The 22604-nt window shown below is 68.8% G+C and carries 23 protein-coding genes, 1 pseudogene and 1 riboswitch; of the genes and pseudogenes, 18 read left to right on the top strand and 6 right to left on the bottom strand.

The genetic code is table 11. The features are described from left to right. Window positions 1–216: 216 nt before the first annotated feature. Together ACR2JA_RS04615 and ACR2JA_RS04620 are read left to right on the top strand one after the other, a co-directional pair. Window positions 217–1143 (top strand): histone deacetylase family protein, encoded by a 927-nt coding sequence (locus tag ACR2JA_RS04615; protein ID WP_434007940.1) that lies wholly within the window; start codon window positions 217–219, stop codon window positions 1141–1143. A 126-nt stretch (window positions 1144–1269) separates the two neighbouring features. Continuing rightward, complete coding sequence (locus ACR2JA_RS04620) at window positions 1270–3945, top strand: GNAT family N-acetyltransferase (protein WP_434007941.1); 2676 nt, start codon at window positions 1270–1272, stop codon at window positions 3943–3945. Between the two features lie 558 nt (window positions 3946–4503). Here ACR2JA_RS04620 and ACR2JA_RS04625 read toward each other — a convergent pair. Next, complete coding sequence (locus ACR2JA_RS04625; RefSeq protein ID WP_434007942.1) at window positions 4504–5436, bottom strand: prenyltransferase; 933 nt, start codon at window positions 5434–5436, stop codon at window positions 4504–4506. Window positions 5437–5688: 252 nt separating this feature from the next. Between ACR2JA_RS04625 and minC the strand changes: the two genes are divergently transcribed. The 7 genes from minC to infA all read left to right on the top strand — a co-directional run bounded on the left by minC (window position 5689) and on the right by infA (window position 10752). Continuing rightward, on the top strand, window positions 5689–6462 hold the full coding sequence (gene minC, locus ACR2JA_RS04630) for a septum site-determining protein MinC (protein WP_434007943.1): 774 nt from the start codon (window positions 5689–5691) through the stop codon (window positions 6460–6462). Between the two features lie 20 nt (window positions 6463–6482). Then, complete coding sequence (minD, locus tag ACR2JA_RS04635; protein ID WP_434007944.1) at window positions 6483–7298, top strand: septum site-determining protein MinD; 816 nt, start codon at window positions 6483–6485, stop codon at window positions 7296–7298. A gap of 2 nt (window positions 7299–7300) precedes the next feature. After that, complete coding sequence (gene minE / locus ACR2JA_RS04640) at window positions 7301–7561, top strand: cell division topological specificity factor MinE (protein ID WP_434007945.1); 261 nt, start codon at window positions 7301–7303, stop codon at window positions 7559–7561. Window positions 7562–7591: 30 nt separating this feature from the next. Beyond that, window positions 7592–8032 (top strand): acyl-CoA thioesterase, encoded by a 441-nt coding sequence (locus ACR2JA_RS04645; RefSeq protein WP_434007946.1) that lies wholly within the window; start codon window positions 7592–7594, stop codon window positions 8030–8032. A gap of 57 nt (window positions 8033–8089) precedes the next feature. Beyond that, window positions 8090–9790 carry an ABC1 kinase family protein gene (locus ACR2JA_RS04650; RefSeq protein WP_434007947.1) on the top strand — a complete coding sequence of 567 codons (1701 nt, stop codon included), beginning with the start codon at window positions 8090–8092 and terminating at the stop codon, window positions 9788–9790. 394 nt (window positions 9791–10184) lie between these two features. Next, window positions 10185–10457: a hypothetical protein gene (locus tag ACR2JA_RS04655; protein WP_434007948.1), complete on the top strand. Its 273-nt coding sequence runs from the start codon at window positions 10185–10187 to the stop codon at window positions 10455–10457. A gap of 40 nt (window positions 10458–10497) precedes the next feature. Beyond that, window positions 10498–10752, top strand: a complete 255-nt coding sequence (gene infA, locus ACR2JA_RS04660; protein WP_066260756.1) for a translation initiation factor IF-1 — start codon at window positions 10498–10500, stop codon at window positions 10750–10752. A gap of 80 nt (window positions 10753–10832) precedes the next feature. On the opposite strand, the gene ACR2JA_RS04665 is transcribed toward infA, so the two are convergent. Continuing rightward, on the bottom strand, window positions 10833–11942 hold the full coding sequence (locus tag ACR2JA_RS04665) for a 3-deoxy-7-phosphoheptulonate synthase (RefSeq protein ID WP_434007949.1): 1110 nt from the start codon (window positions 11940–11942) through the stop codon (window positions 10833–10835). A gap of 197 nt (window positions 11943–12139) precedes the next feature. Between ACR2JA_RS04665 and ACR2JA_RS04670 the strand changes: the two genes are divergently transcribed. After that, window positions 12140–12667 (top strand): hypothetical protein, encoded by a 528-nt coding sequence (locus tag ACR2JA_RS04670; RefSeq protein ID WP_434007950.1) that lies wholly within the window; start codon window positions 12140–12142, stop codon window positions 12665–12667. A gap of 31 nt (window positions 12668–12698) precedes the next feature. Here ACR2JA_RS04670 and ACR2JA_RS04675 read toward each other — a convergent pair whose 3' ends face one another. The 3 genes from ACR2JA_RS04675 to ACR2JA_RS04685 are packed head-to-tail and all read right to left on the bottom strand — an operon-like array spanning window position 12699 to window position 14211. Beyond that, entirely contained in the window at window positions 12699–13181 is a 483-nt protein-coding gene (locus ACR2JA_RS04675) for a C40 family peptidase (protein ID WP_434007951.1), read from the bottom strand. Between the two features lie 35 nt (window positions 13182–13216). After that, on the bottom strand, window positions 13217–13834 hold the full coding sequence (locus tag ACR2JA_RS04680; protein WP_434007952.1) for a 3'-5' exonuclease: 618 nt from the start codon (window positions 13832–13834) through the stop codon (window positions 13217–13219). Between the two features lie 26 nt (window positions 13835–13860). Then, window positions 13861–14211: a zinc ribbon domain-containing protein YjdM gene (locus ACR2JA_RS04685; protein WP_434007953.1), complete on the bottom strand. Its 351-nt coding sequence runs from the start codon at window positions 14209–14211 to the stop codon at window positions 13861–13863. Between the two features lie 192 nt (window positions 14212–14403). Beyond that, a riboswitch (guanidine-I (ykkC/yxkD leader) is annotated at window positions 14404–14504 on the top strand. A gap of 52 nt (window positions 14505–14556) precedes the next feature. Here ACR2JA_RS04685 and ACR2JA_RS04690 point away from each other — a divergent pair. From ACR2JA_RS04690 to ACR2JA_RS04725, 8 genes are all read left to right on the top strand, one after another. Beyond that, window positions 14557–15600 (top strand): ABC transporter substrate-binding protein, encoded by a 1044-nt coding sequence (locus ACR2JA_RS04690; RefSeq protein WP_434007954.1) that lies wholly within the window; start codon window positions 14557–14559, stop codon window positions 15598–15600. Window positions 15601–15687: 87 nt separating this feature from the next. Continuing rightward, complete coding sequence (locus tag ACR2JA_RS04695) at window positions 15688–16701, top strand: fatty acid desaturase family protein (protein ID WP_434007955.1); 1014 nt, start codon at window positions 15688–15690, stop codon at window positions 16699–16701. Next, a complete protein-coding gene (locus ACR2JA_RS04700) occupies window positions 16698–17483 on the top strand; it encodes an SDR family NAD(P)-dependent oxidoreductase (RefSeq protein ID WP_434007956.1) in 786 nt (261 codons plus the stop codon). The genes ACR2JA_RS04695 and ACR2JA_RS04700 overlap by 4 nt, the downstream gene beginning before the upstream one ends. After that, window positions 17480–18232, top strand: coding sequence for an SDR family NAD(P)-dependent oxidoreductase (locus tag ACR2JA_RS04705; protein ID WP_434007957.1), 753 nt, complete (start codon window positions 17480–17482; stop codon window positions 18230–18232). The genes ACR2JA_RS04700 and ACR2JA_RS04705 overlap by 4 nt, the downstream gene beginning before the upstream one ends. A 10-nt stretch (window positions 18233–18242) precedes the next feature. Then, window positions 18243–19172 (top strand): DMT family transporter, encoded by a 930-nt coding sequence (locus ACR2JA_RS04710; protein ID WP_434007958.1) that lies wholly within the window; start codon window positions 18243–18245, stop codon window positions 19170–19172. Continuing rightward, on the top strand, window positions 19169–19957 hold the full coding sequence (locus ACR2JA_RS04715) for a creatininase (RefSeq protein ID WP_434007959.1): 789 nt from the start codon (window positions 19169–19171) through the stop codon (window positions 19955–19957). Before ACR2JA_RS04710 ends, ACR2JA_RS04715 begins: the two co-directional genes overlap by 4 nt. 61 nt (window positions 19958–20018) lie before the next feature. After that, window positions 20019–20696 (top strand): cysteine hydrolase family protein, encoded by a 678-nt coding sequence (locus ACR2JA_RS04720; RefSeq protein WP_434007960.1) that lies wholly within the window; start codon window positions 20019–20021, stop codon window positions 20694–20696. Next, window positions 20693–21316 (top strand): hypothetical protein, encoded by a 624-nt coding sequence (locus tag ACR2JA_RS04725; RefSeq protein ID WP_434007961.1) that lies wholly within the window; start codon window positions 20693–20695, stop codon window positions 21314–21316. The genes ACR2JA_RS04720 and ACR2JA_RS04725 overlap by 4 nt, the downstream gene beginning before the upstream one ends. 31 nt (window positions 21317–21347) lie before the next feature. Here ACR2JA_RS04725 and tynA read toward each other — a convergent pair. Then, window positions 21348–22604, bottom strand: a pseudogene (gene tynA, locus ACR2JA_RS04730) (primary-amine oxidase); the annotation flags it as partial.

Here is a 22604-nt window from a genome sequence, read left to right on the forward strand (position 1 = left end):
GCAGCCGGCGCACACCCGACCCTTGTTGCGCTGCATCAAGGCGGGTGTCAGCAAGCAGGTCTAGATTGGCTCTTTCGAGCCGACGGGCGCTTCCAGCCCGGGCACATATCCGTGTGAAATGGCCCCCAACCCTGGCTCTGCCAGGCCCCCCGAGGGGGTGCAGTCGTTCTTGGGGCGGCCCGGCGAACGACTGAGAACCGAGGAGACCCGAGAACCATGCTGCCCGCCTACATCACCCACCCCGATTGCGCCCGCCACGAGATGGGCGCCCACCACCCCGAGTGCCCGGAGCGCCTGTCCGCCATCAACGACCACCTGCTGGTCAAGGGCCTGCTGGACTACATGATTCCCTACGACGCGCCGCTGGCGACCGAGGAACAGCTGGGCCGGGCCCACGCCTCGCTGTACGTGCGCGAGCTGATGGCGATGGCGCCCAAGGAAGGCACCCACCAGGTGGACCCGGACACCAGCATGAACCCCTGGACCCTGCCCGCCGCCCTGCGCGCCGCGGGCGCCGCCATCGAGGCGACCGAGCTGGTGCTGGCGGGCAAGGCGTCCACCGCGTTCTGCAGCGTGCGCCCGCCCGGCCACCACGCCGAACGCGCCGCGGCCATGGGTTTCTGCTTCTTCAACAACGTGGCCGTGGGCATGCGCCACGCGCTGGACGTGCACGGCCTGCAGCGGGTGGCGCTGATCGACTTCGACGTGCACCACGGCAACGGCAGCGAAGACATCTTCCGCGGTGACGAACGGGTGCTGATGTGCTCGATCTTCGAGAAGGGCCTGTACCCCTTCAACGGCGAGCAGGCGGTCGGCCCCAACATGGTCAACGTCGGCCTGCCCACCCGATCGGGCAGCGACGCCTTCCGCGCCGCGGTGAGCGAGCACTGGATGCCGGCGCTGGACGCCTTCCGGCCCGAGCTGATCTACATCTCGGCCGGCTTCGACGCCCACCGCGAGGACGACATGGGCAACCTGGGCCTGGTCGAGGCCGACTACGCCTGGGTGACACAAGAATTGATGAAAGTGGCCGACAAACACTGCAAGGGCCGCGTGATCTCGTGCCTGGAGGGCGGCTACGTGCTCAGCCCGCTGGCGCGCAGCGTGGCGGCGCATGTCAGGGTCCTCATCGGAGCCGACTGAACATGTGCCCCCATGCTCCACCGGCTCACGGGTCGCTGCCCCAGGAACTGGAAGGAACCGGTTCCTTCTCCGTTTCCGGGTCGCGTTTCGCCTTGGGTCGGCCCGGCGGCACAACCTGAACGATTTATGGACAAACACTACCTCTCCCCCCTCTTCGAACCCGCCACCATCGCCGTCTTCGCCGGCAAGGACACGCCGGAGCGGCAGACGCCGCAGGCTGTCGCGCTGGTCGAGGCCCTGACCGCGCAGCGCTTCACCGGCCAGCTGGTGTTCCTGGACATCCAGACCACCGGCACCCTGGGCGACCTGGCACAGACCCGGGCCGACCTGGCCATCATCAGCCTGCCCCCCGGTGAAGCCATCGCGGCGCTGGAAGTGGCCGGGCGCATCAAGTGCAAGGCGGCGCTGATGGTGGGCAGTGGCATCCCCGCGGCCGAGGCGGCCGTCATGCACCGTGTGGCCAAGCGCCACGGCATGCACCTGCTGGGCCCCAACAGCCTGGGTTTCCAGCGCCCGCGCACGGGGCTCAATGCCAGCGTGGTCGGGTCGCTGGCCGCGCCGGGGCCGCTGGCCCTGGTGTCGCAGTCGGGTGCGCTCACCGCGTCCATCCTCGACTGGGCCAGCCAGAACTCGGTGGGCTTTTCCAACGTGGTGTCGCTGGGGCCCAACACCAGCGTGGACATCGCCCAGGTGCTGGACTTCCTGGCCTCTGATGCGCAAACGCACAGCATCGTCGTCTATCTGGAAGGCATCTCCAGCGCACGGCGCTTCATGAGCGCGCTGCGCGCGGCGGCCAACGCCAAGCCGGTGATCGTGCTCAAGGCCGGCCGCAAGACGGCGGGCAACAAGGCGGCGCAGACGCACAGCGGCGCCATCGTGGGCAGCGACGACGTGTTCGACGCCGCCCTGCGCCGCGCCGGTGCGGTGCGGGTGCGTTCCTTTGTCGAACTGTTCTCCGCCTCCAAATGCCTGGCCTCGCGCTACCGCCCGGTGGGCAAACGCCTGGCCATCGTCACCAACGGTGGCGGCCCCGGCGTGCTGGCGGCCGACTGGGTGAGCGAAATCGACCTCGAGCTTGGCCAGCTCTCGCCCGAGACCGCGGCCGAGCTCAAGGCCAAACTGCCCAGCCTGGCGTCGCTGACCGACCTGATCGACCTGTCGGAAGAAGCCAGCGCCGAGCACTACCGCGCCGCCATCGACGCCGCCGGCCGTGACCGGGCGGTGGACGGCGTGCTGGTGGTGCACTCGCCCAAGGCGGGCGTGGATTCGACCGACATCGCCACCGCCATGGCCGAGCTGAAGACCCGGCTGGGCAAACCGCTGCTGTGCTGCTGGATGGGCGACGCCTCGGTGGGCCCGGCGCGGGCCGTGCTGGCCAAGGCCGCCATCCCCAGCTTCCGCACCCCCGAAGCGGCCGTGGGCGCCTTCGGCAACATCGCCAGCTTTTATCAAAACCAGCAGCTGCTGCAGCAGACACCGCCGCCGCTGTCGACCCTGGGCAAGCCCGACATCGAGGGCGCGCGCCTGCTGATCGAGAACGTGCTGACCGAGCGGCGAAAGGTGCTGACCGAGATGGAGTCCAAGGCACTGCTGTCGGCCTTCCACATCCCGGTCACGCAGACCATCCTGGCGCGCACCTCCAACGAAGCCATGATGATCGCCACCCAGCTGGGTTACCCGGTGGCGCTCAAGATCGACTCGCCCGACATCAGCCACAAGAGCGACGTGAACGGCGTGGCGCTCAACATCATGAACGCCACCGCGGTGCGCGACGTGTTCAACAGCATGATCGAAACCGTGGGCCGCCTGCAGCCCGGCGCGCGGATCAACGGCGTGACGATCCAGAAAATGGCCAGTGCCAAACGCGGGCGCGAGCTGTACATCGGCCTCAAGACCGACGACCCGTTCGGCCCGGTCATCGCCTTCGGTGCCGGCGGCACCATGATCGAGCTGATCAACGACCGCGCCATGGAACTGCCGCCGCTCAACCAGTTCCTGGCCCGCCGGCTGATCGAACGCTCGCGCGTGAGCGACACCCTGGGCGACTGGCGCGGCGCCAGCGCGGTGGACCGTGAAAAGCTCGAACAGGTGCTGCTGCGCGTGTCCGAAATGGTGTGCGAGCTGCCCCAGCTGCGCGAGATGGACATCAACCCCATCATCGTGGACGAGAACGGGGCGGTCGCCGTGGATGCGCGCATCGTGATCGAAAGCGCGCCGGCCACGGCGCGCAACTACGCCCACCTGGCCATCCTGCCCTACCCGGCGCGTTACGAGCAGATCTGGCCGCTGCGCGGCGGCGGCGAGTACACCATCCGCCCGATCCACCCGGACGATGCCCAGATGCTGCAGGACCTGGTGCACGGCCTGTCGGCCGAAAGCCGCTACTACCGCTTCGTCTCCAGCATGACCGAGCTGCCGCCGGCCATGCTCTCGCGCCTGACCCTGATCGACTACGACCGCGAGATGGCGCTGGTGGCCATCCACCGCACGCGCCAGATGGGCGAGGACGGCGAACCGGTGGAGACCGAGCGCATCGTGGGCGTGTCGCGCTACATCACCAACCCCGACAAAGCCAGTTGCGAGTTTTCGCTGGTGGTGGCCGACGACTTCAACGGCAAGGGCCTGGGTTCGCGCCTGATGCTCAGCATCATGGAAGAGGCGCGCGACAAAGGCCTGGACGAGATCGAGGGCCTGGTGCTGGCCAACAACCCCGGCATGCTCAAGCTCATGAAGGGCCTGGGCTTCCACATCAAGCCGTTCCCGGACGATCCGGACTTCAAACTGGTCACCCACACGCTCTGAGCGCCGTCTGACCGTGTTCTGACGGTTTTCTGAGCCCTGTTCAGCCCCAGCCACCCCGTCGGGTGGCTTTTTTTCGCCTGTGCGAGACCGGTTTTGACCGGCTGGCGCCGCCGGCATGGCTGAAAACTTGTGCCTTGCTATCTCTTATATCTCTTAGTTTCTTAAATTAGTCGTAGTAGTAGAGGGCGCCCTGCGGTGTGGACAAGCGCCTTTTCCTTTTCCAGATCAAGCACTTGCAGCACCCACAAGCCTGTGCAGGGCAGGCGGTTCCCGCTGCACCGCCAACGGGGACAACTTCCGATTTGTCCACTGGCCTGTGGATAAATATAGGGTTGCCAGAAATTTATCCACAGCTTTGTGCAAACCCGGCTGCGCCAGCGCCCCAAAACCCATCCAGACCCCCACTCAAAACCGAATCGGGGTCAGATTCCAATTTTCACCAGAAGGAAAAAACGGGGTCAGACCCCGATGACCGGACCCCGATGACCGGACCCGGATGACCGAGGTGGTTGTGTGAGCGCTTTCGTTCTTGCCGGCCGGCGCTGCGGTTGGGCGGCTTCAGTGGAAGCGCGCCATCTGCGCAAAGCCCCAGGCCATGCCCAGGCCGTGCAGCAGCGTGGCCGCCACCGTCAGCGCCAGCGCGGGCTTGAGGCGTCCGGGCTGGTGGCGGTGGATCCAGAGCCAGCCCAGCGCAGCCAGCGAAAACGGCAGCGACACCAGGCCCCAGAGCGCGGGCATGGGCGGGATCAGCAGCCACACGCTCAGCGCCAGCCAGGCGTGGGCGCACAGCACCAGGCTGGCGTAGAGCAGCGCGGCCGGTGTGGCGCCCAGCCGCACCACCAGGGTGCGTTTGCCCACCCGGGCGTCGGCTTCGGCGTCCGGGAAGCCGTTGATCAGCAGCAGCGCCGCGACCATGAGCGCAAACCCCGCCGCGGCGCTGGCCGGGATGATGAAGAACTGCCGCCGCTGCACGTAGTCGGCCCCCACCACCACCAGAAACCACACCAGGGCCACAGTGGGTTCGCCCAGGCCGCGCGACATCAGCCGCAGCGGCGGGGCCGAATAGGCCCAGGCCAGCAGCAGGCCCGCTGAGCCCAGCACGACGACGCCACCGCCGGTCTTGACCGCCAGCAGCAGGCCGGCCGGCAGCAGGAACAGCAGCAGGGCCTTGGCCAGGTCGGCGGTCTGCCGCTCGGTCACGGCGCCGCTCTGGATGAGCCGCGATCCGCCGGTGAACGGGAAGATGCCCTGGCCGTTGGCCGCGTCGGCACCGTTGCGTGCGTCGTGCAGGTCGTTGAGCACATTGCCGGCCGCGTGGGCCAGCACCGCCAGCGACGTCGCGCCCAGGGCCAGCGTCCAGTCCAGCCCGCAGCCGCAGGCCGAGGCGGTGGCCGTGCCCAGAGCGCAGGCCACCACGGTGAGCAGCAGGAAGGCGGGGCGCGTCATGCGCAGCAGCAGCATCGGGCTGGGGGTCGGTTGGGAATGGCTCATGGGCCACCAGTATGGGCAGATCACGGTGCCCTGGCCTTGTCATCCCGCAAACAGGGGCGGTGTCGATCGCTCGCACCAGGTCTGCCTGTGGCCCGTCCACCCCCCGTCGGCGGGCTGGGTCGGCCGGGGTCGCCTGGCACCCCCGGCTGGTAAGATGCGCGGCGCCTGTGCCGTGTGCAGCGCCGGTCGCCCGGTGCACTGTTTGCATGGTGGGGCCACCCCCCTTTGCCCTCTGCGTTCCGCGCGCCCTCCATGTCCGTCGCCCTCGCCGCCAACGCGCCCGCCACCTTCGAGATCAAGAGCGCCCAGCTGCCGCTGGTGGCCCTGCTGCTCAAGTCCGCCGACCTGGCCCTGCTGACCGCCGAATTCGCTCAGCGCTTCGGTGACATGCCCGACTTCTTCGACCACGATCCGCTGGTGATCGACCTCTCGCCGCTGCAAGCGGGCGGGCAGGCCGACAGCCCGGTGGACTTCGTGGCCCTGAACGGCCTGCTGCGCCAGTACCGCCTGCAACCCGTCGCGGTGCGTGGCGGCAACGAAGCGCAGACCGCCGCCGCCCTGCTGGCCGGGCTGATCCAGGCCAACGACGCCACGGTGCAGCGCAGCAGCGCTGCACCGGCAGCCGCAACGGCTGCGGTGGCCGAAGCGCCCGCCGCCCCCGTGGCACCGGCCCCGGCGCCCGGTGCTCTGGTCATCGACAAGCCCTTGCGCTCGGGCCAGCAGGTGTATGCCCGCGGTCGCGACCTGGTGGTCATGGCCATGGTCAACCCGGGTGCCGAGGTCATCGCCGACGGCCACATCCACGTCTACGCCCCGCTGCGTGGCAAGGCCATTGCCGGCGCGCGGGGCAATGCCGACGCGCGCATTTTTGCGATGGGCATGGACCCCGAACTGATTTCGATCGCTGGCATTTACCGCACCAGCGACACGCCCCTGCCCGCCAGCGTGCAGGGCAAAGCCGCCCAGGTGCGCCTGGTGCCCGGCCCGGACGGTGACAAGCTCGTGATCGAACCCCTGAATCCCTGAACCCCCGAGGACCCCTCACCATGACCAAAATCGTTGTCGTCACTTCCGGCAAAGGCGGCGTGGGCAAGACCACCACCAGCGCCAGCTTCGCCTCCGGCCTCGCGCTGCGCGGCCACAAGACCGCGGTCATCGACTTCGACGTCGGCCTGCGCAACCTCGACCTGATCATGGGCTGCGAGCGCCGCGTGGTCTACGACCTGATCAACGTCATCCACGGCGAGGCCAACCTCAACCAGGCGCTCATCAAGGACAAGGCCTGCGACAACCTGTTCGTGCTGGCCGCCAGCCAGACGCGCGACAAGGACGCGCTGACCCAGGAAGGTGTGCACAAGGTGCTGACCGACCTGTCCGAGATGGGCTTCGAATACATCGTCTGCGATTCGCCCGCCGGCATCGAGACCGGCGCGCTGATGGCCATGCACTACGCCGACGAGGCGCTGGTCGTGACCAACCCCGAAGTCTCCAGCGTGCGCGACTCTGACCGCATCCTGGGCATGCTGGGCAGCAAGACGCAGCGCGCCATCGACGGCAAGGAGCCCATCAAGGAACACCTGCTGATCACCCGCTACAACCCCAGCCGCGTGGCCGACGGCCAGATGCTCAGCCTGGAAGACATCCAGGACATCCTGCGCATCAAGCTGATCGGTGTGATCCCGGAAAGCGAGAACGTGCTGACCGCGTCCAACCAGGGCACGCCGGCCATCCACCTCAAGGGCACCGACGTGGCCGAAGCCTACAGCGACGTGATCGACCGCTTCCTGGGCGCCGAGAAGCCCCTGCGCTTCATCGACGCCGAGAAGCCCGGCTTCTTCAAGCGCCTGTTCGGGAGCAAGTGAGCATGTCCTTCTTTTCCTTCTTTCTCGGCGAAAAAAAGAAGACCGCCAGCGTCGCCAAAGAACGGCTGCAGATCATCCTGGCGCACGAGCGCAGCGGCCGCAGCGCCGCCGAACCCGACTACCTGCCCGCGCTGCAGCGCGAGCTGGTGGCCGTGATCAGCAAGTACATCAAGATCGACCCGGACGACATCAAGGTTCAGCTCGAACGCCAGGACGACCTGGAAGTGCTGGAAGTCAAGATCGAGCTGCCCGACCGCAAGTGAGCCCCGGGGTCTTCCAGGCCCCGTTTTGTCATGTCCCGCATCCGCTTTGATCTCCCGGCGCACTTCGTCTTCACGACCGAGCTGCCGATCTACATCAGCCACGTCAACCAGGGCGGCCATCTGGACAACGCCCAGCTGCTGACCCTGGTGTCCGAAGCGCGGGTGCGCTTCTTCAGGTCACTGGGCCACCGCGAGTCCAACGTCGCCGGTTGTCCCATCGTCGTGGGCGACCTGGTGGCGCAGTACAAGTCCGAAGGTTTCCACGGCGAAACCATGCGGGTGCGCATGGTCCCGCAGGACTTCAACCCCTACGGTTTCGACCTCGTCTACTGCATGGACTGCGTGGACACCGGCCGCGAGGTGGCGCGCGGCAAGGTCGGCATCGTCTTCATCGACCGCGCCAGCCGCAAGCCGGCGCCCGTGCCGCCGGCCTTCCTGGCCCAGCTCGACGCGCTCACGCCCCTGGCCTGAAGCGCCTGCCCAGCGAGGGTGAGCGGGTGATCGCGTGGTCGGGTCTATCATGACCGCATGCTGATCGAAACCCTGGGCGCGGCCCGCGACATGGGGCGCCTGAACCAGATTCTGGGCGTGTTCATCCGCCACGGCTTTGGCGACAGCGTGCGCCGCCTGGGCCTGACCGACCGGCTCGAACGCGCCGGCCATGCCCTCAAGTGGGAACACGCGGCCGACCTGGCGCGGCTCGAACCGCCGGTGCAGGTGCGCCTGGCCATCGAAGAACTCGGTCCCACCTTCGTCAAGCTCGGCCAGATCCTGGCCGGCCGCGCCGACCTGTTCGGCCCCGACTACATCGCCGAGTTCGAAAAACTCCACAGCCGCGTGCCCGCCCTGCCGCTGGACCAGCTGCGCCCTCAGTTGCGCGAAGACCTGGGTGGCGAACCCGAAGACGTGTTCGCCCGCTTCGACACCGAGCCGCTGGCGGCCGCGTCCATTGCCCAGGTGCACCGCGCGCAACTGAAAGACGGCACCGAGGTGGTGGTCAAGATCCGCCGCCCTGGCATCAGCGAAACCATTGCCGCCGATCTGCGCCTGCTCGGCCGCCTGGCCGCCCTGGCCGAGGCCGAACTGCCCGCCCTCAAGCCCTACCGCCCGCAGCTGCTGGTGCGCGAACTCGCGCGCTCGCTCCAGCGCGAGCTGGACCTGGCCAGCGAGTGCCGCAGCGCCGAACGCATCGCCACCCACATGGCCGGCCTGCCATGGATCGTGGTGCCCAGGGTGCACTGGGATTTCACGAAAGAACGCATCAACGTGCAGGACTTCGTGCAAGGCATTCCCGGCCATGAACTTGCTCAGTTGGACGTTGCCGGCCTGGACCGCCGGTTGCTCGCGCAGCGCGGCGCACAGGCGGTGCTCAAACAGATCGTGCAGGACGGCCTGTTCCACGCCGACCCACACCCGGGCAACGTGTTCTACCTGCCGGGCAACCGCATCGCCTTCATCGACTTCGGCATGGTCGGGCGCCTGTCGGCGCGCCGCCGCGAAGAACTGCTGCAGCTGCTGCTGGGCCTGGTCGAGCGCAACCCCCAGACCGTGGCCGACGTGCTGATGGACTGGACCGGTGACGACCACGGCGTCAACCTGAGCACGCTGGAAACCGAGATCGAGACCTTCGTCGACCAGTACCACGGCGCGCCGCTGGCCGAACTCAACCTGGGCCAGATGCTGGGCGACGTCACCGCCATCCTGCGCGAACACCACCTGGGCCTGCCGTCCGACCTGGCCCTGCTCATCAAGGCCTTCATCACCCTCGAAGGCATGGGCCGCGGCCTGGACCCTACCTTTCACATGACCACCGAGGCCCTGCCTCTGCTGCGCCAGGTGGTGCGCGCGCGCTACCACCCCAAAGTGGTGGCCAACCGCGCCTGGCAGACCCTGCGCCGCACGCTGGCGGTGTCCGAGCAGCTGCCGCACGACGTCAGCCGCCTGCTGCGCAACGCTCGCCGCGGCCGGGTGCACGTGGGCATCGACGTGGCCCACCTCAAGCGCGTGGGCGACCAGATCGACCGTGCAGCCAACCGCCTGACCATGGCCCTGGTCATCGCTGCGCTCATCATCGGCTCGTCCATCGTCATGACGGTGCAGGGGGGCCCCACCCTGTTCGGCCTGCCGGCCTTTGGCTTCATCGGCTTCGCCAGCGCCTTTGTCGGCGGCCTGTGGCTGGTGCGCGCCATCTGGCGCAGCAGCAAGGGGCGGGATGCGGGTGACGAGTGAGTCCCTGTATTGGTGGCGTGTCGGCACTTAAACCAGCACAATTTCCCACATGGTGGTATATTCCGGCGTTCGCCTTTGGCGATCAGCCGCCCGCAGACCGTACACCTGCAGGAGAGACGCCCCGGCAGAGGGGAAGGCTGGTCCGGCCCCTCCTGGGCGATTCGCGTGCGTTCTCACCGCACACGACCTTTTTTCCCTGCTGTTGACGATGCCCCTGCCGGGGATCGTGTCCCGCTCACCTGGTGTTTGCAGCACCGTGCGGGTCTGGCAGTCGGGCACCCCGGCGCCTGGGGCTGCCACTGGTTTTTCGGGTGCGCCTGTCGCGGCAACACCGCGCGCAAGCACCCCTGGTTCTGATTTGATGATTCACGTTTCTACTGCTTACGAACATTCGATGGGCGCCCTGCCGCCCGCCTCCCTCACACTGGGCCGTTACCGCATCGCAGCCAGCCCGGTGGCCCTGCCCTGCGGCCGTTTCGCCGCCCGTGTCGCCATCGCCAGCGGCCATGGCAGCGCCAGCACGGCGCGTGTCATGCGTTTCGTGGATGATTTCGCCACGCACGATGACGCCGTCCGTTACGCCCACGCCCAGGGCCTGTCCTGGGCCGCAGAACAACAGCCCGCCCCGCCGCAGCCCTTGCAGCCGGCGCAGGCCATCTGCATCTGAACCCACCCTATCCACGACTCCAAGTCTCAAAGGAAACGCCATGGCCAAGGAAGAACTGATCGACATGATGGGCATCGTCAACGAGGTGCTGCCCGACACGCGCTTTCGCGTGACGCTGGACAACGGTCACCAGCTGATTGCCTATTCCGCCGGCAAGATGAAGAAGAACCACATCCGCATCCTCGCGGGTGATCGCGTCTCGCTCGAACTCTCGCCCTACGACCTGACCAAGGGCCGCATCAACTTCCGCCACATCGAAGGCCGCGGCCCGATGGCGCCGCGCAAGCCGCGCTGAGCGGACCGAAGGTCTGAAAAAAGCGCCGCCGGCTTTCAGGCCGGCGGCGCTTTGTCTTGTCTGGTTCCCGGGGTGCTGCGTCAGCCCCGGGGAGCCGCCGCCCGCCGCGCCCGCACGGCCGCCGCCAGGCCCTGCAGCACCGGCACGGTCTGGTCCCAGCCGATGCAGGCGTCGGTCACGCTCACGCCGCGCTGCAGCGGCTGACCGGGCGTGATGTCCTGCCGGCCTTCTGCCAGGTGGCTCTCGATCATCACGCCGGTGATGCGCGCGTCGCCCGCGGCGATCTGTTCGCCCACCGCCGCGGCCACCTCGATCTGCTTGCGGTGCTGTTTGCTGCTGTTGGCGTGCGACACGTCCACCATCACCTGTTCGCGCAGGCCGGCCGCCTGGAGCAGCGCGCAGGCCGCGTCCACATCGGCTTTGGAATAGTTGGGCGCCTTGCCGCCGCGCAGGATGACGTGGCAGTCGGCATTGCCGCGGGTCTCGAAGATCGCGGCCTGGCCCATCTTGGTCATGCCCATGAAGGCGTGCGGCGCTTGCGCCGCCTGGATCGCATCGCTGGCCACCTTGATGCCGCCGTCGGTGCCGTTTTTGAAACCGACCGGGCAGGAGAGGCCCGAGGCCAGCTGGCGGTGGCTCTGGCTCTCGGTGGTGCGGGCGCCGATGGCGCCCCAGCTCACCAGATCGGAAATGAACTGCGGTGAAAGCAGGTCCAGGAACTCGGTGCCCACCGGCAGGCCCACATCCAGCACGTCCAGCAGCAGCTGGCGGGCCAGTTCCAGGCCTTCGTTGATGGCGAAGCTGCCGTCCAGGTGCGGGTCGTTGATGTAACCCTTCCAGCCCACGGTGGTGCGCGGTTTTTCAAAGTACACGCGCATCACCACCAGCAGGTCGTCCTGCAGGGCGACGGCCTGCTCTTTCAGCCGGCGCGCGTAGTCCATGGCCTGGTCGTGGTCGTGGATGGAACAGGGGCCGACCACCACGATCAGCCGGTCATCCTGCCCGTGCAGCACGCGCGAGAGCGCGGCGCGGCTGCCTTCCACCAGCGCCTGCGCGGCCGGCGGCGTGGGCAGCCATTCCTGCAGCAGCGCGGGCGTGATCAGCGGCCGCACGGCGCCGATGCGCAAGTCGTCGATGCGGGTGGTGTCGTGGGTGGACAGCGGGGCGGCGGAGCGGGCGTGGTGGGGCATGGGGTGGGGCGCACAGGGTGGCGCGGTGGAGGGCGCGGTGCGCCGGGCATTTGCTTACAAAACAGCGGATTCTGCGACAACTGACCGCTCAAGCGGCCGACGCGCCCGGCCGATCTTGACGGCAACACCCGATCGGGCGCGGGTCGCATCATGCGATCCGGTGTTCTTTCCTGCACCGGGATGAAAGCGAGGCGATCATGCACCTGTCCACCACCGCAGCCCTGGCCACCCTGGCCATGGCCTGCTCGGCTCCCGTCTGTGCCTGGGACGGTTGGGACGGCGAGCCCGCGCTGCGCCTGCCCGCCACGGGCGGTGTGGAAGCGTGGCCCGCCACGCCTTCGCCGGGGTCACGCGCCTGGGTCCACGACCTGGCACAGCAGCTGGTGTTCATCGCCCGCCCTCGCCCGCCCGAGCTGCACTGGCGCGGGGACGCTGCCGTCACCCCCGCCACGGAGCGCCCGGCCGAGCGCCTCTGGCTGATCGAGCGCACCCGCACCGCGCTGACCGCCCACTGGAGCCCCTTCAGCCTGGGTCACTGGAAGCTGGGCGCGGCCATGGGGCTGCACCGCGCACTGCCGGGCGCCGGCACCCGCGCCGCCGACTTCGCGGCCATGCCCATGGCCAGCTACGAACAGGCGCACTACCGGGTGAACCTCGGCCTGGTGCCGCCCAGTGGCGAGCGGGCCTCCGCCCTGCTGCTGGGGCTGACGATCCCGTTGCACTGAAACACCCCCCGCGCAAGACCGCGCGGCCCGCTCAGGGCCGGCGGTAGCGCACCGGCTGACGGGCCCAGTAGCGGTTGTCCAGCCGGTCCAGCCGCACCGTGCCGCCGGTCGATGGTGCGTGCACAAAGCGGCCTTCACCCACGTAGATGCCCGCGTGCCAGGCCGGGTCGTTGCCGAAGATCACCAGGTCGCCGGTGCGCAGATCGTCCGCGTCCACCGCCTGACCAAAGCCCGCCAGCTGCGCCACGGTGCGCGGCGGCGCCACGCCGGCGCGGCTTTTGTACACGTAGCCGATCAGCCCGCTGCAGTCGAAGCCACCCTCGGGCGTGTTGCCGCCGTACCGGTAGGGCGTGCCCGCCAGGCCCATGGCGTGGATGGCGATGTCGCGGCCCAGCTCGCTGGACCATGCGGGCCGCGCCTGCGGCGGCGGCTGGACCGGGAGCGGCGGTGTGCTGCCACACCCGGCCAGCCCCAGGGCCAGCCACAGCGACAGATGGGGCAGGGTTCGGCGCATGGTGCGGGAGTGTGGCGGGTGTGTGGCGGGTGTGGTCAGGCCACCGCCGTGGCCTGCCGGGCCCAGAACTTGGGCAGCGCCGCCTTGGAACAGGTCTGCAGCGCGCGCAAAAATCCGTGGTCGGGCCGCGCCACGCCGTGCCGCAGCATCAGGTCGTGGCGGATGCGGCCCAGCAGCTCGGTGGCCATTTCCGCGTCGGCCAGCGCGCGGTGCGCCTGGCCGGTGCGCGGCAGGCCGAACCAGTCCACCAGCGAGCCGAGCTTGTGGCTGGGCGCTTCGGGGTACAGGCGGCGCGAGAGCAGCACCGTGCAGGCATAGGGTTGCGCGGCCGGCAGGCCGCACAGGGCCAGCTCGGCCTGCCAGTAGCGCCGGTCGAACGAGGCGTTGTGCGCCACCATGGGCGCGTCGCCCACAAAGCGCGCGGCCTCGGCCATCACCTGTGCGGCCGGGGGCGCGGCTTGCACCATGGCGTTGGTGATGCCGGTCAGCTGCGTGATGAAGGCCGGTATGTGAACGCCCGCGTTCATCAGGCTCTGGAAACGGTCCACCACGCGCCCGCCCTCGGTCATCACGATGGCCACCTCGGTCGCGCGGTCGCCCATACCCGGCGAGGTGCCGGTGGTTTCAAAGTCGATGACGGCGATGCGGGTCACGGGGTCTTTCGCTGGGCGGACGGCGCTCAGGCCTTCTTCAGGAATTCCGACTTCAGCAGCATCGGGCCGAGTTCGGTCTTGCCGTCCACGTTGTGGCCGTCATTGCCGTCGACCAGGCGGATGCCCTTGATCTTGCTGCCTTTCTTGAGCACGGTGGACGAACCCTTGACCTTCAGGTCCTTGACCAGGATCACGCTGTCGCCGTCGGCCAGCGGGTTGCCGTTGGCGTCTTTCACCACGCCGCCTTCGGACGCTTCGTCGTCCACGGCCGCGGCCTTGGGCCATTCAAAAGCGCAGTCCGGGCAGATGAACTGCTCGCCGTCGGCGTAGGTGTTTTCAAGGCCGCATTGCGGGCAGGCGGGGGCGGTGTGGGGCATGGCGCAGCGGTGGTGGGGAATGCAGTCGATTTTAGGTGCCCCCCATGCACCAACTTCTGTCGTGTCTGAGCGCGCGTTCGCGGCGTTCTGCCGCGCTTTGGTGCACATCTGCCCTGCAGACCCTGGCACGCTCCATGCATTGGAGAGCACCAGCATGGAGAGCGGTCTGCCCACAGGTTGGCAGCGGCTCGTGCGTAGGTCCACTAGGGTTCCGTCTGCGGCAACGCAGGGTCTGGTCCGAGAGTGGGCCGGCCTCATCGCAGGCTCCACGGAGGGACAAAAGCCCGGGAGAACGACGTCAGATCGGTTCTCCTGCGCCCACCCCTCATCCAACGGAGCTTCATCATGCAACTGGCTGGTTTCTTTTCCTCTCCCGCAGGTTCCACCCCGTCTTCTTCCGTGCTGGGCCGGCTGTTCAAGCCCGCCGTGGGGGCCGCGCTGGCGCTGGCCACCGCCAGCAGCTTTGCCGCCGGCGTGACCAACATGAAGATCGCCACCGTGGTGTGGATCGGCTACGGCCCGTTCTACGTCGCCGAATCGCTGGACCTGTTCAAGAAATACAACCTCAAGGTCTCGCTGCAGGTCTTCACCGACCCGGCGCTGATCCCGCCCGCCATCGCCTCCGGCGCGGTCGACGGCGGCATGCTGACCTACGACCAGGTGGTCGGCCAGGTCGCGGCCGGCAAGGCCATGAAGGTGGTCATGCCCATCGACTATTCCAACGGCGGCGACGCCATCGTGGCCGACGCCTCGATCAAGTCGGTCAAGGACTTCAAGGGCAAGAAGATCGGCTACAACCCGCTCTCGCCCAGCGACTTCCTGCTCTCCTACGCGCTCAAGGTCAACGGCCTGAGCGAGAAGGACATCAGCCCCGTCAGCATGACGCCCGAAGCCGTGCCGGCCGCCATGGCCTCGGGCCAGTTGACCATTGGCGTGACTTACGAACCCAGCCTGTCGCAGATCCTGGGTCAGGGCGGCGGCAAGAAGTTCAAGGTGGTGTTCTCCTCCAAGGACGCCCCCGGCCTGATCGCCGACGTGCTGGTGTTCGACGACAAGGTCATCAAGGCCAAGCCCACCGAGATCAGCGGCCTCATCAAGGCCTACCTGGACGGCATGGCCTACATGAAGTCCAAGCCCGACGACGCGGCCAAGATCATCGGCAAGTTCATGGGCGTCTCCGCCAAGGAAGCCCAGGAACAGATGAGCGGCGTCTACAACATCCCGCTGGCCGAGATGCCCAAGGCCTTCCTGCCCGGCAAGGACACCACGTCGTATTTCGCCAGCGGCGACGTGATCGGCCAGCTGCTCAAGGCCAAGGGCCAGATCAAGGCCGTGCCGGCCATTGAGGCCACCTTCGACGCCTCCATCGTCAAGACGCTGGCCAAGTAAGACCCCACAGCGCACCGCGCCGCCCGTGCCCCCGGCACCGGCGGGCGGAGCACTGGGCATCCCTCTTCCATGCCGGGAGTGACCGCGATGAAACAAGCCCTTTTCCGCCACGCCGACGGCGTCTGGCCCAACACCGCCGCGCTGGCCTTCACCGTGTTCGGCTGGCCGGCCGGCATCTGGCTGCTCGGCCAGGGCGCCTGGTGGCTCAACGCCGTCGGCGTGCTGCTGGTTGCGCTCACGCTCACCTGGTCGGCCTACTTCATCCACGAATTCGCCCACCAGGCCATCTTCAAAACGCCGCTGGCCAACCAGCGCTGGGGCGTGCTCATGAGCTGGATCAACGGCAGCTGCTACGCCAGCTTCGACGACCTGCGCCGCAAGCACATGCGCCACCATGTCGAGCGGGCCGACGTGATCACCTTCGACGTGCAGGCCTTCCTGCGCGCGCACCCGCTGGTGCGGCGCGTGGTGCTGGCGCTCGAATGGCTGCACATTCCGGCGGTCGAGTTCGTGATGCGCGGCTTCGTGATCGCGCTGCCCTTCATGGGCGAGCGCAAGAAGGCGGCGCGCGGTCGCGTCATCGGCGTGGCCATGGTGCGGCTGACCGGCTGGGCGCTGCTGGCGTGGTGGTCGCTCAAGGCGCTGGCGCTGTACGCGCTGGCCTACCTGCTGTTCGTGCACCTGCTGCGTTTCGCCGACTGCTTCCAGCACACCTACGACGCCTACCCCATCCTGGACGACAAGCCGATCCCGCAGGACAAGCTGCGCGACCGCGCCTACGAGCAGGCCAACACCTACAGCGACGTGGTGGGCCTGGACGCGAAGTGGCTCAACCTGGTGTGGCTGAATTTCGGCTTCCACAACGCCCACCACGAACGGCCCGTCGCGCCCTGGTACCAGTTGCCCGCGCTGCACCGCCAGCTGTACGCCGACCAAAGCCCGCAGGTGGTCACGGTGGGCGAGCTGCTGCGCGCCTACCACCGCCACCGCGTCACCCGCGTGCTGGCCAAGGACTACGGCGCCGTGCTGCCGCCCGGCACGCCGCACCGGGCCGACGGTTTCATCGGCGCGGTCGGGGTCTCCTTCCTCACCGCGGTATGACTGTCCGTTACGGCCTCGAAGGCCGCACCGTGCTGATCACCGGCGCGGCCGGCGGCATCGGGCAGGCGCTCGCGCGGGCCTTTCTCGCGCAGGGCGCGCGGTTGCTGCTGCTGGACCGCGAGGCCGCGCCGCTGGATGCGCTGGTGGAATCGCTGCGCAGCCACCAGGTGCACAGCGCGGTGTGCGACCTCGGCAGCGATGCCGCGGTGGCCACCGTCGCCGCGCAGGTGGCCGACCGCTTCGGCCGGCTCGACGTGCTCGTCCACAACGCCGGCACCGAGTACCCCACGCCCATCGACGACGCCGCCGAAGACGCCAACGCCCGCTGGACCGGGCTGCTGGACAACAACGTCAGCGGCATGTGGCGCCTCACGCGTGCCCTGCTGCCACTGTTGCCGCGCGGCGCCTCCGTGGTGCACCAGTCCTCCATCTGGGGCCGCACCGGCGTGCCTGGCTTCTCGGCCTACAGCGCGAGCAAGCACGCCGTGGTCGGCCTCACGCGTTCGCTGGCGCTCGAACTCGGGCCGCGCGGCATCCGCGTCAACGCGGTCTGCCCCGGCTGGGTGCGCACCGCGGCCGCCATGCGTTCGCTCGCGGCCATGGCGCGGGAGCAGGGCAAGAGCGAAGCCGAGGTCGAGCGCGAGATCCTCTCGCGCCAGGCTGTGCCGGTCATGCTCACGCCCGAGGACCTGGCCGACACCTTTCTTTTCCTGGCCAGCGACGGCTCGGCCGCGTTCACCGGCCAGTGCCTGTGCCCCAGCCACGGCGAGGTGATGCTGTGACGCTGCCCGCACTCTCCTTGCAGGGCCTCACCGCCCTGTTCACCGGTGGCGCCACCGGCATCGGCCGCGCCACCGCCCTGCTGTTCGCCCAGGCCGGCGCGCGCGTGGTGGTCAACCACTGGCGCCAGGCCAACGAAGCGCAGGCGCTGGTGGATCAGATCCGCGCCGCCGGGGGTGACGCGCTGGCGCACGATGCCGACGTGAGCGACGCCGCCGCGGTGCAGGCCATGGCCGACGCGGTGGGCGCCGTGGACGTGCTGGTCAACAACGCCGGCATCATCCAGGAGAAGGCCTTTCTCGACACCACCGAGGCCGACTGGGACCGCATGATGGGTGTGGACCTCAAGGCCGTGTTCCTGGTCTGCCGTGCCTTCGTCCCCGGCATGCTGTCCAGGGGCCAGGGCGCCATCGTCAACATCGCGTCCGACCTGGGCATCCTCGGCCGCGAACGCTACGCTCCCTACTGTGCGGCCAAGGCCGGCGTGATCGGGCTGACCAAGTCGCTGGCGCGCGAGTTCGCGCCGCAGCACATCCGCGTCAACGCCATCGCACCCGGTCCGGTGGCCACCGCCATGGTCTCGCTGGAACACATGAGCGCCGAGTGGGTGGACAAAGAGCTCGCCATCCCGCAGCACCGCCTGGGTGCGCCCGAGGACATCGCCGCCACCGCGCTGTTCCTCGCCAGTGATCTCTCTGGTTTTTACACGGGCCAAGTCCTGGGTCCCAACGGCGGATCGGTGATGCCCTGAAGGCCTTCTCATGACCCTGTTGCCCGCCCGCCCCACCGACCGCTTTGCCACCGGCGTGCTGCTGTTCTCGGCCACGCTCTGGGGCCTGACCTGGATACCCCTCAAGGGGTTCATCGCGCAGGGCCTGCCCGGGCCGCTGGTGTCGCTGCTGACCTACGGCTCGGTGGGGCTGCTGGCGGTGTGGATGCTCTGGCGCGACCGCGCCGCCTGGCGCGCGCAGTGGGGCCTGGTGCTCGCGCTGGTGCTGGTAGGGGGATGGGCCAACACCTCATTCGTCAACGCGGTGATGCTGGGTGACGTGGCGCGGGTCATGTTCCTGTTCTACCTCTCGCCGGTGTGGTCGGTGCTGGGTGGCTGGTTGTTTCTCAAGGAACGCATCCCGCCCGCGCGCTGGGCCGCGGTGGCCGGCGCCATCGTGGGCCTGTGGCTGGTGCTGGGCGGTCCGGGCATCGGCGGCGAGCCCCTCGCCTTCACCTGGGTCGACGCGCTCTCGCTCTCGGCCGGTTTTGCTTTCGCCGCCAACAACGTCATCGCGCGCGCCGCCCACCGTGTGCCGCTGCGCACCAAGACCTTCGCCGTCTTCATCGGCTGCGGCCTGCTGTCCGGCATCGCCACCGCGCTGGCCGGTCGCGAGCTGCCCGTCATCGGTGCCGGGCTCTGGCTGGCACTGCTGGCCTACGGTTTCGTCTGGATGCTGCTGGCCACCGTCACCTGGCAGTACGGCGTGAGCCACCTGGAGAGCAGCCGCGCCGGCGTCATCCTGCTGGCCGAGCTGCTGGTCTCGGTGGGCACGGCCATTGCATTCGGTGGCGAGCGCCTGGGCCCCATGGGCTGGGCCGGCGGCGCGCTGATCACCTTCGCCGCGCTGGCCGAAGCCCTGTTCCCGCCCGCCGAAGAAACACGCCCCACCGTCGCCGCTACCTCACACCCCGCACCATGAACACACCGCCCACCGTCTGGATGAACCAGCTCTCCTGGGTCGACTACCAGCAGCGCATCCAAACCGACCACCCGCCGGTGCTGCTGCCGGTGGGCGCGCTCGAACAGCACGGTCCGCACCTGCCGCTGGGCACCGACGGCCTGCTCGCCAGCGCCGTCGCGGCCGACACCGCCGCGCGCGTGGGAGGCCTGGTCGCGCCCACGCTGAGCTACGGCTACAAGTCGCAGCCCAAATGCGGCGGCGGCCAGCACTTCTGCGGCACCACCAGCGTCGACGCCGCCACGCTCATCGGCCAGGTGCGCGACGCGGTGCGCGAGTTCGCGCGCCACGGCGTCGACAAGCTGGTGGTCGTCAACGGCCACTACGAAAACCAGTGGTTCCTGATCGAAGGCATCGACCTCGGCCTGCGCGACGCCAAGGCCGCCGACCCGGCCTGCGCGCTGCAGGTGATGCGGCTCGAATACTGGGACTTCATGACGCCCGAGACCCTGGGCGATGTGTTCCCCGACGGCTTTCCCGGCTTCGCGCTGGAGCACGCTGCGGTGCTCGAAACGTCCATGATGCTGCACCACCACCCCAGCCTGGTGCGCATGGACCTGCTGCCCGACGACGGCCCGGCCGACTTCCCGCCCTACGACATGTACCCCAGCCGCACCGACTGGGTGCCGCCTTCGGGTGTGCTCTCGTCCGCCAAAGGCTCCGACGCGGTCAAGGGCCAGCTGCTCGCCGACGAGGTCGCGCGCCGCATGGCCGAGGCCATCACCACCGGATTCTGCCGGCCATGAGCGCCGCCCGGCCGCCCCGAAGGCGCTCAGCCCCGAAGCGCGCAGCGCGGAGGACATTCGAATGAACACGCTCAACGACCTCGACCCCCAGGCCACCGCGCTGCTCGTCATCGACATGCAGCGCGACTTCTGCAGCCCCGGCGGCTACGCGCACCAGGCCGGTCTGGACATCGCGCGCATGCAGGCCGTGGTGGGCCAGGTCAAGGCCCTGCTGACGGCCGCGCGCGCGGCCGGCCTGCACGTCTTCCACACGCGCGAAGGCCACCTGCCCGACCTGTCGGACTGCCCGCCCGCCAAGCTCGCCCGCAGCGTCGCGGCCGGCGCCCCCATCGGCAGCCCCGGCCCGCTGGGCCGCCTGCTGGTGCGCGGCGAACAGGGCCACGACTTCGTCCCCGAGCTGCGCCCGCTGTCGTCCGAACACGTGATCGACAAACCCGGCTACGGCGCCTTCCACAAGACCACGCTGGGCGCGCTACTCGGCGCCTTCGGCATCCGCCGCCTGCTGCTGTGCGGCGTCACCACCGAGGTCTGCGTGCACTCCACCCTGCGCGAGGCGGTGGACCGTGGCTTTGTCTGCACCACCGTGGGCGACGCCACCGCCGCCAGCCAGCCCGAACACCAGGCCCCGGCGCTGGCCATGATCGGTGTCGAAGGCGGCCTCTTCGGCGGCGTGTGCAGCACGGCCGAAGCGGTGGACGCGCTCCACGCCCTGCCGCGCGCGAATCGGGAAGCGGCATGAGCTCTTGGATCGATTTGCCTCCGCCTGACGAACCCGTCCCTGAGGCCTACCGCGGCGTCTGGCAGCGCACCCTGCTCGAAACGCCCGAGGGCCGCGACACCACCACGCAGGTGCACTGGCTGCAGACCGAAGGCTGGCACGCCGACCTGCGCGTGCCCGACGGCGTGGACCCTGCGACGCCCGAAGGCCGTGCGCAGCTGCAAGGCTTCTGCGGCCTCACCCGCATCACGCCCGGCGTGCAGGGCCAGCCCGATGTCTGCACCTGGCACCGCCGCTGGGACGTGCAACCCCCGCGCAGCACGCCCGACGCGGGCTACATGGTGTTCGAGACCCCCGAACGCGTGATCGAGACCGGCGTGCACGGCCGCTATCTGGAGGTGTGGGAACGCCTGCCCGGCTCCACCGGGCCGTGCGCCGCGCAGGCCGAGATCGATGCGCAGGGCCAGCCCACCGGCGCGATGCGTTTCGTGGCCGGCCGTTACGCCCTCACCGTGCGCCCGCGCGGCGCGCCCTGGCCGGCCGACCTGCGGCCCGACGAGACCCTGGCCCAGGTGGTGCAGCGCCACCCGGCGCAGGCCGCAGCGCTGCTGGACTTTGAATGGGTGTTCGGACCGGTCTGACACCGGCCCGAACCCCGCGCTCACGTCGACTTCACTTTGCCTTCTGCGGCGCCGGCACCAGGCCGAGCGTGGGCGTCTCGTTGAAGAAGTTCCAGGGCTTGAGCAGCACGTTCACCCACTCGGTCGGCATGATCGGCCACTCCTCGGCGCGCGCCACGTGCGTGGTGCCGGTGGTCAGCCAGACCACGTTGTCGGTGTTCACGATGGCCTGGTCGTCCGCGCTGAACTGGCCCAGGCCGGTGTCCTTGTTCGACCGGTTCGGGTACCTGCCTTCCGGGAAGCGCTCGTCGGGGTGGTAGTGCGTCACCCAGATCTGCTTGTCCATGAAGTTCAGGCGGTTGTAGATCCACTCGTCCGCGCCGAAGTTGGCGCCCTTGGCCACCGGGTGCGTGCCGCCGGCGTAGGGAATCAGCTGGTACGACACCGGGTTGCCCACCTTGTTGGTCTTGTTCGGGTTGCTCAGCAGGCGGATGTGGGCCGGGTCGAATTTCTGCGCCGCCTGCTTCTCGGTGGCCACCGTGCGCTCCACCGTCTGCATGGTGCTGGTGCGCGGGCCGCCCGCGGTGTTGGGGGCCACCACGTTGTCGATCTCGGTCAGTGCGTTGGCCTCGCCGTCCACGTCCAGGTCCAGGCGGAAGTTGTAGATGTGCTGGTGCGTGGTGCCCACGATGTTGTGGTCGATCAGCGTGCCGTACTTCGTGTCGTCCTTGGCGGTGGCGTCCTTCATGGTGCGCGACTTCACGCCCTTGACCGCCTCGATGCCGGTGGCCCCGGCGTTGATGCCGATGGTGCCGTTCTCGGCGAACACCCAGTCGAACAGGTAGTCGTAGTTGCCCACCGTGCTGATCCAGCGCACCACCAGCTCGCGGCGCTCGGCGCTGATGTTGGGCTTGCCCATTTCCTGGTGCTTGTACTCGGGGCCGGCGTAGCGCTCGAACACCGCGATCGCGTTGGGGATCGTCATCGCCGCACCGGTGAAGTCGGCGATGGTGGCGTCCAGGAACACCGCGTTCATCGGCGCGTCCTTGCCCGGCTCGATGGGCGAGGTCAGCGTGCCCATGCCGTACTCGCCCGAGTCCAGGTAGGCCTTGAAGTACCAGCCCACGTCAGGGTCGCCGTAGGGCACGATCATGCCGCCCAGCGTGCCCTCGTACATCACCTTGCGCTTGGTGCCCTTGTCGTTGTAGGTCACGGTCGAGAGCGAGAGCCCCGTGCGCGAATTCAGGCCGATGTGGAAGTCCCAGTTGCGCCAGTTCAGCGTGTTGCCGGTGATGGTGTAGTTCTTGCC

Source organism: Hydrogenophaga sp., from assembly GCF_051007235.1.
GTDB lineage: Bacteria > Pseudomonadota > Gammaproteobacteria > Burkholderiales > Burkholderiaceae_C > Hydrogenophaga.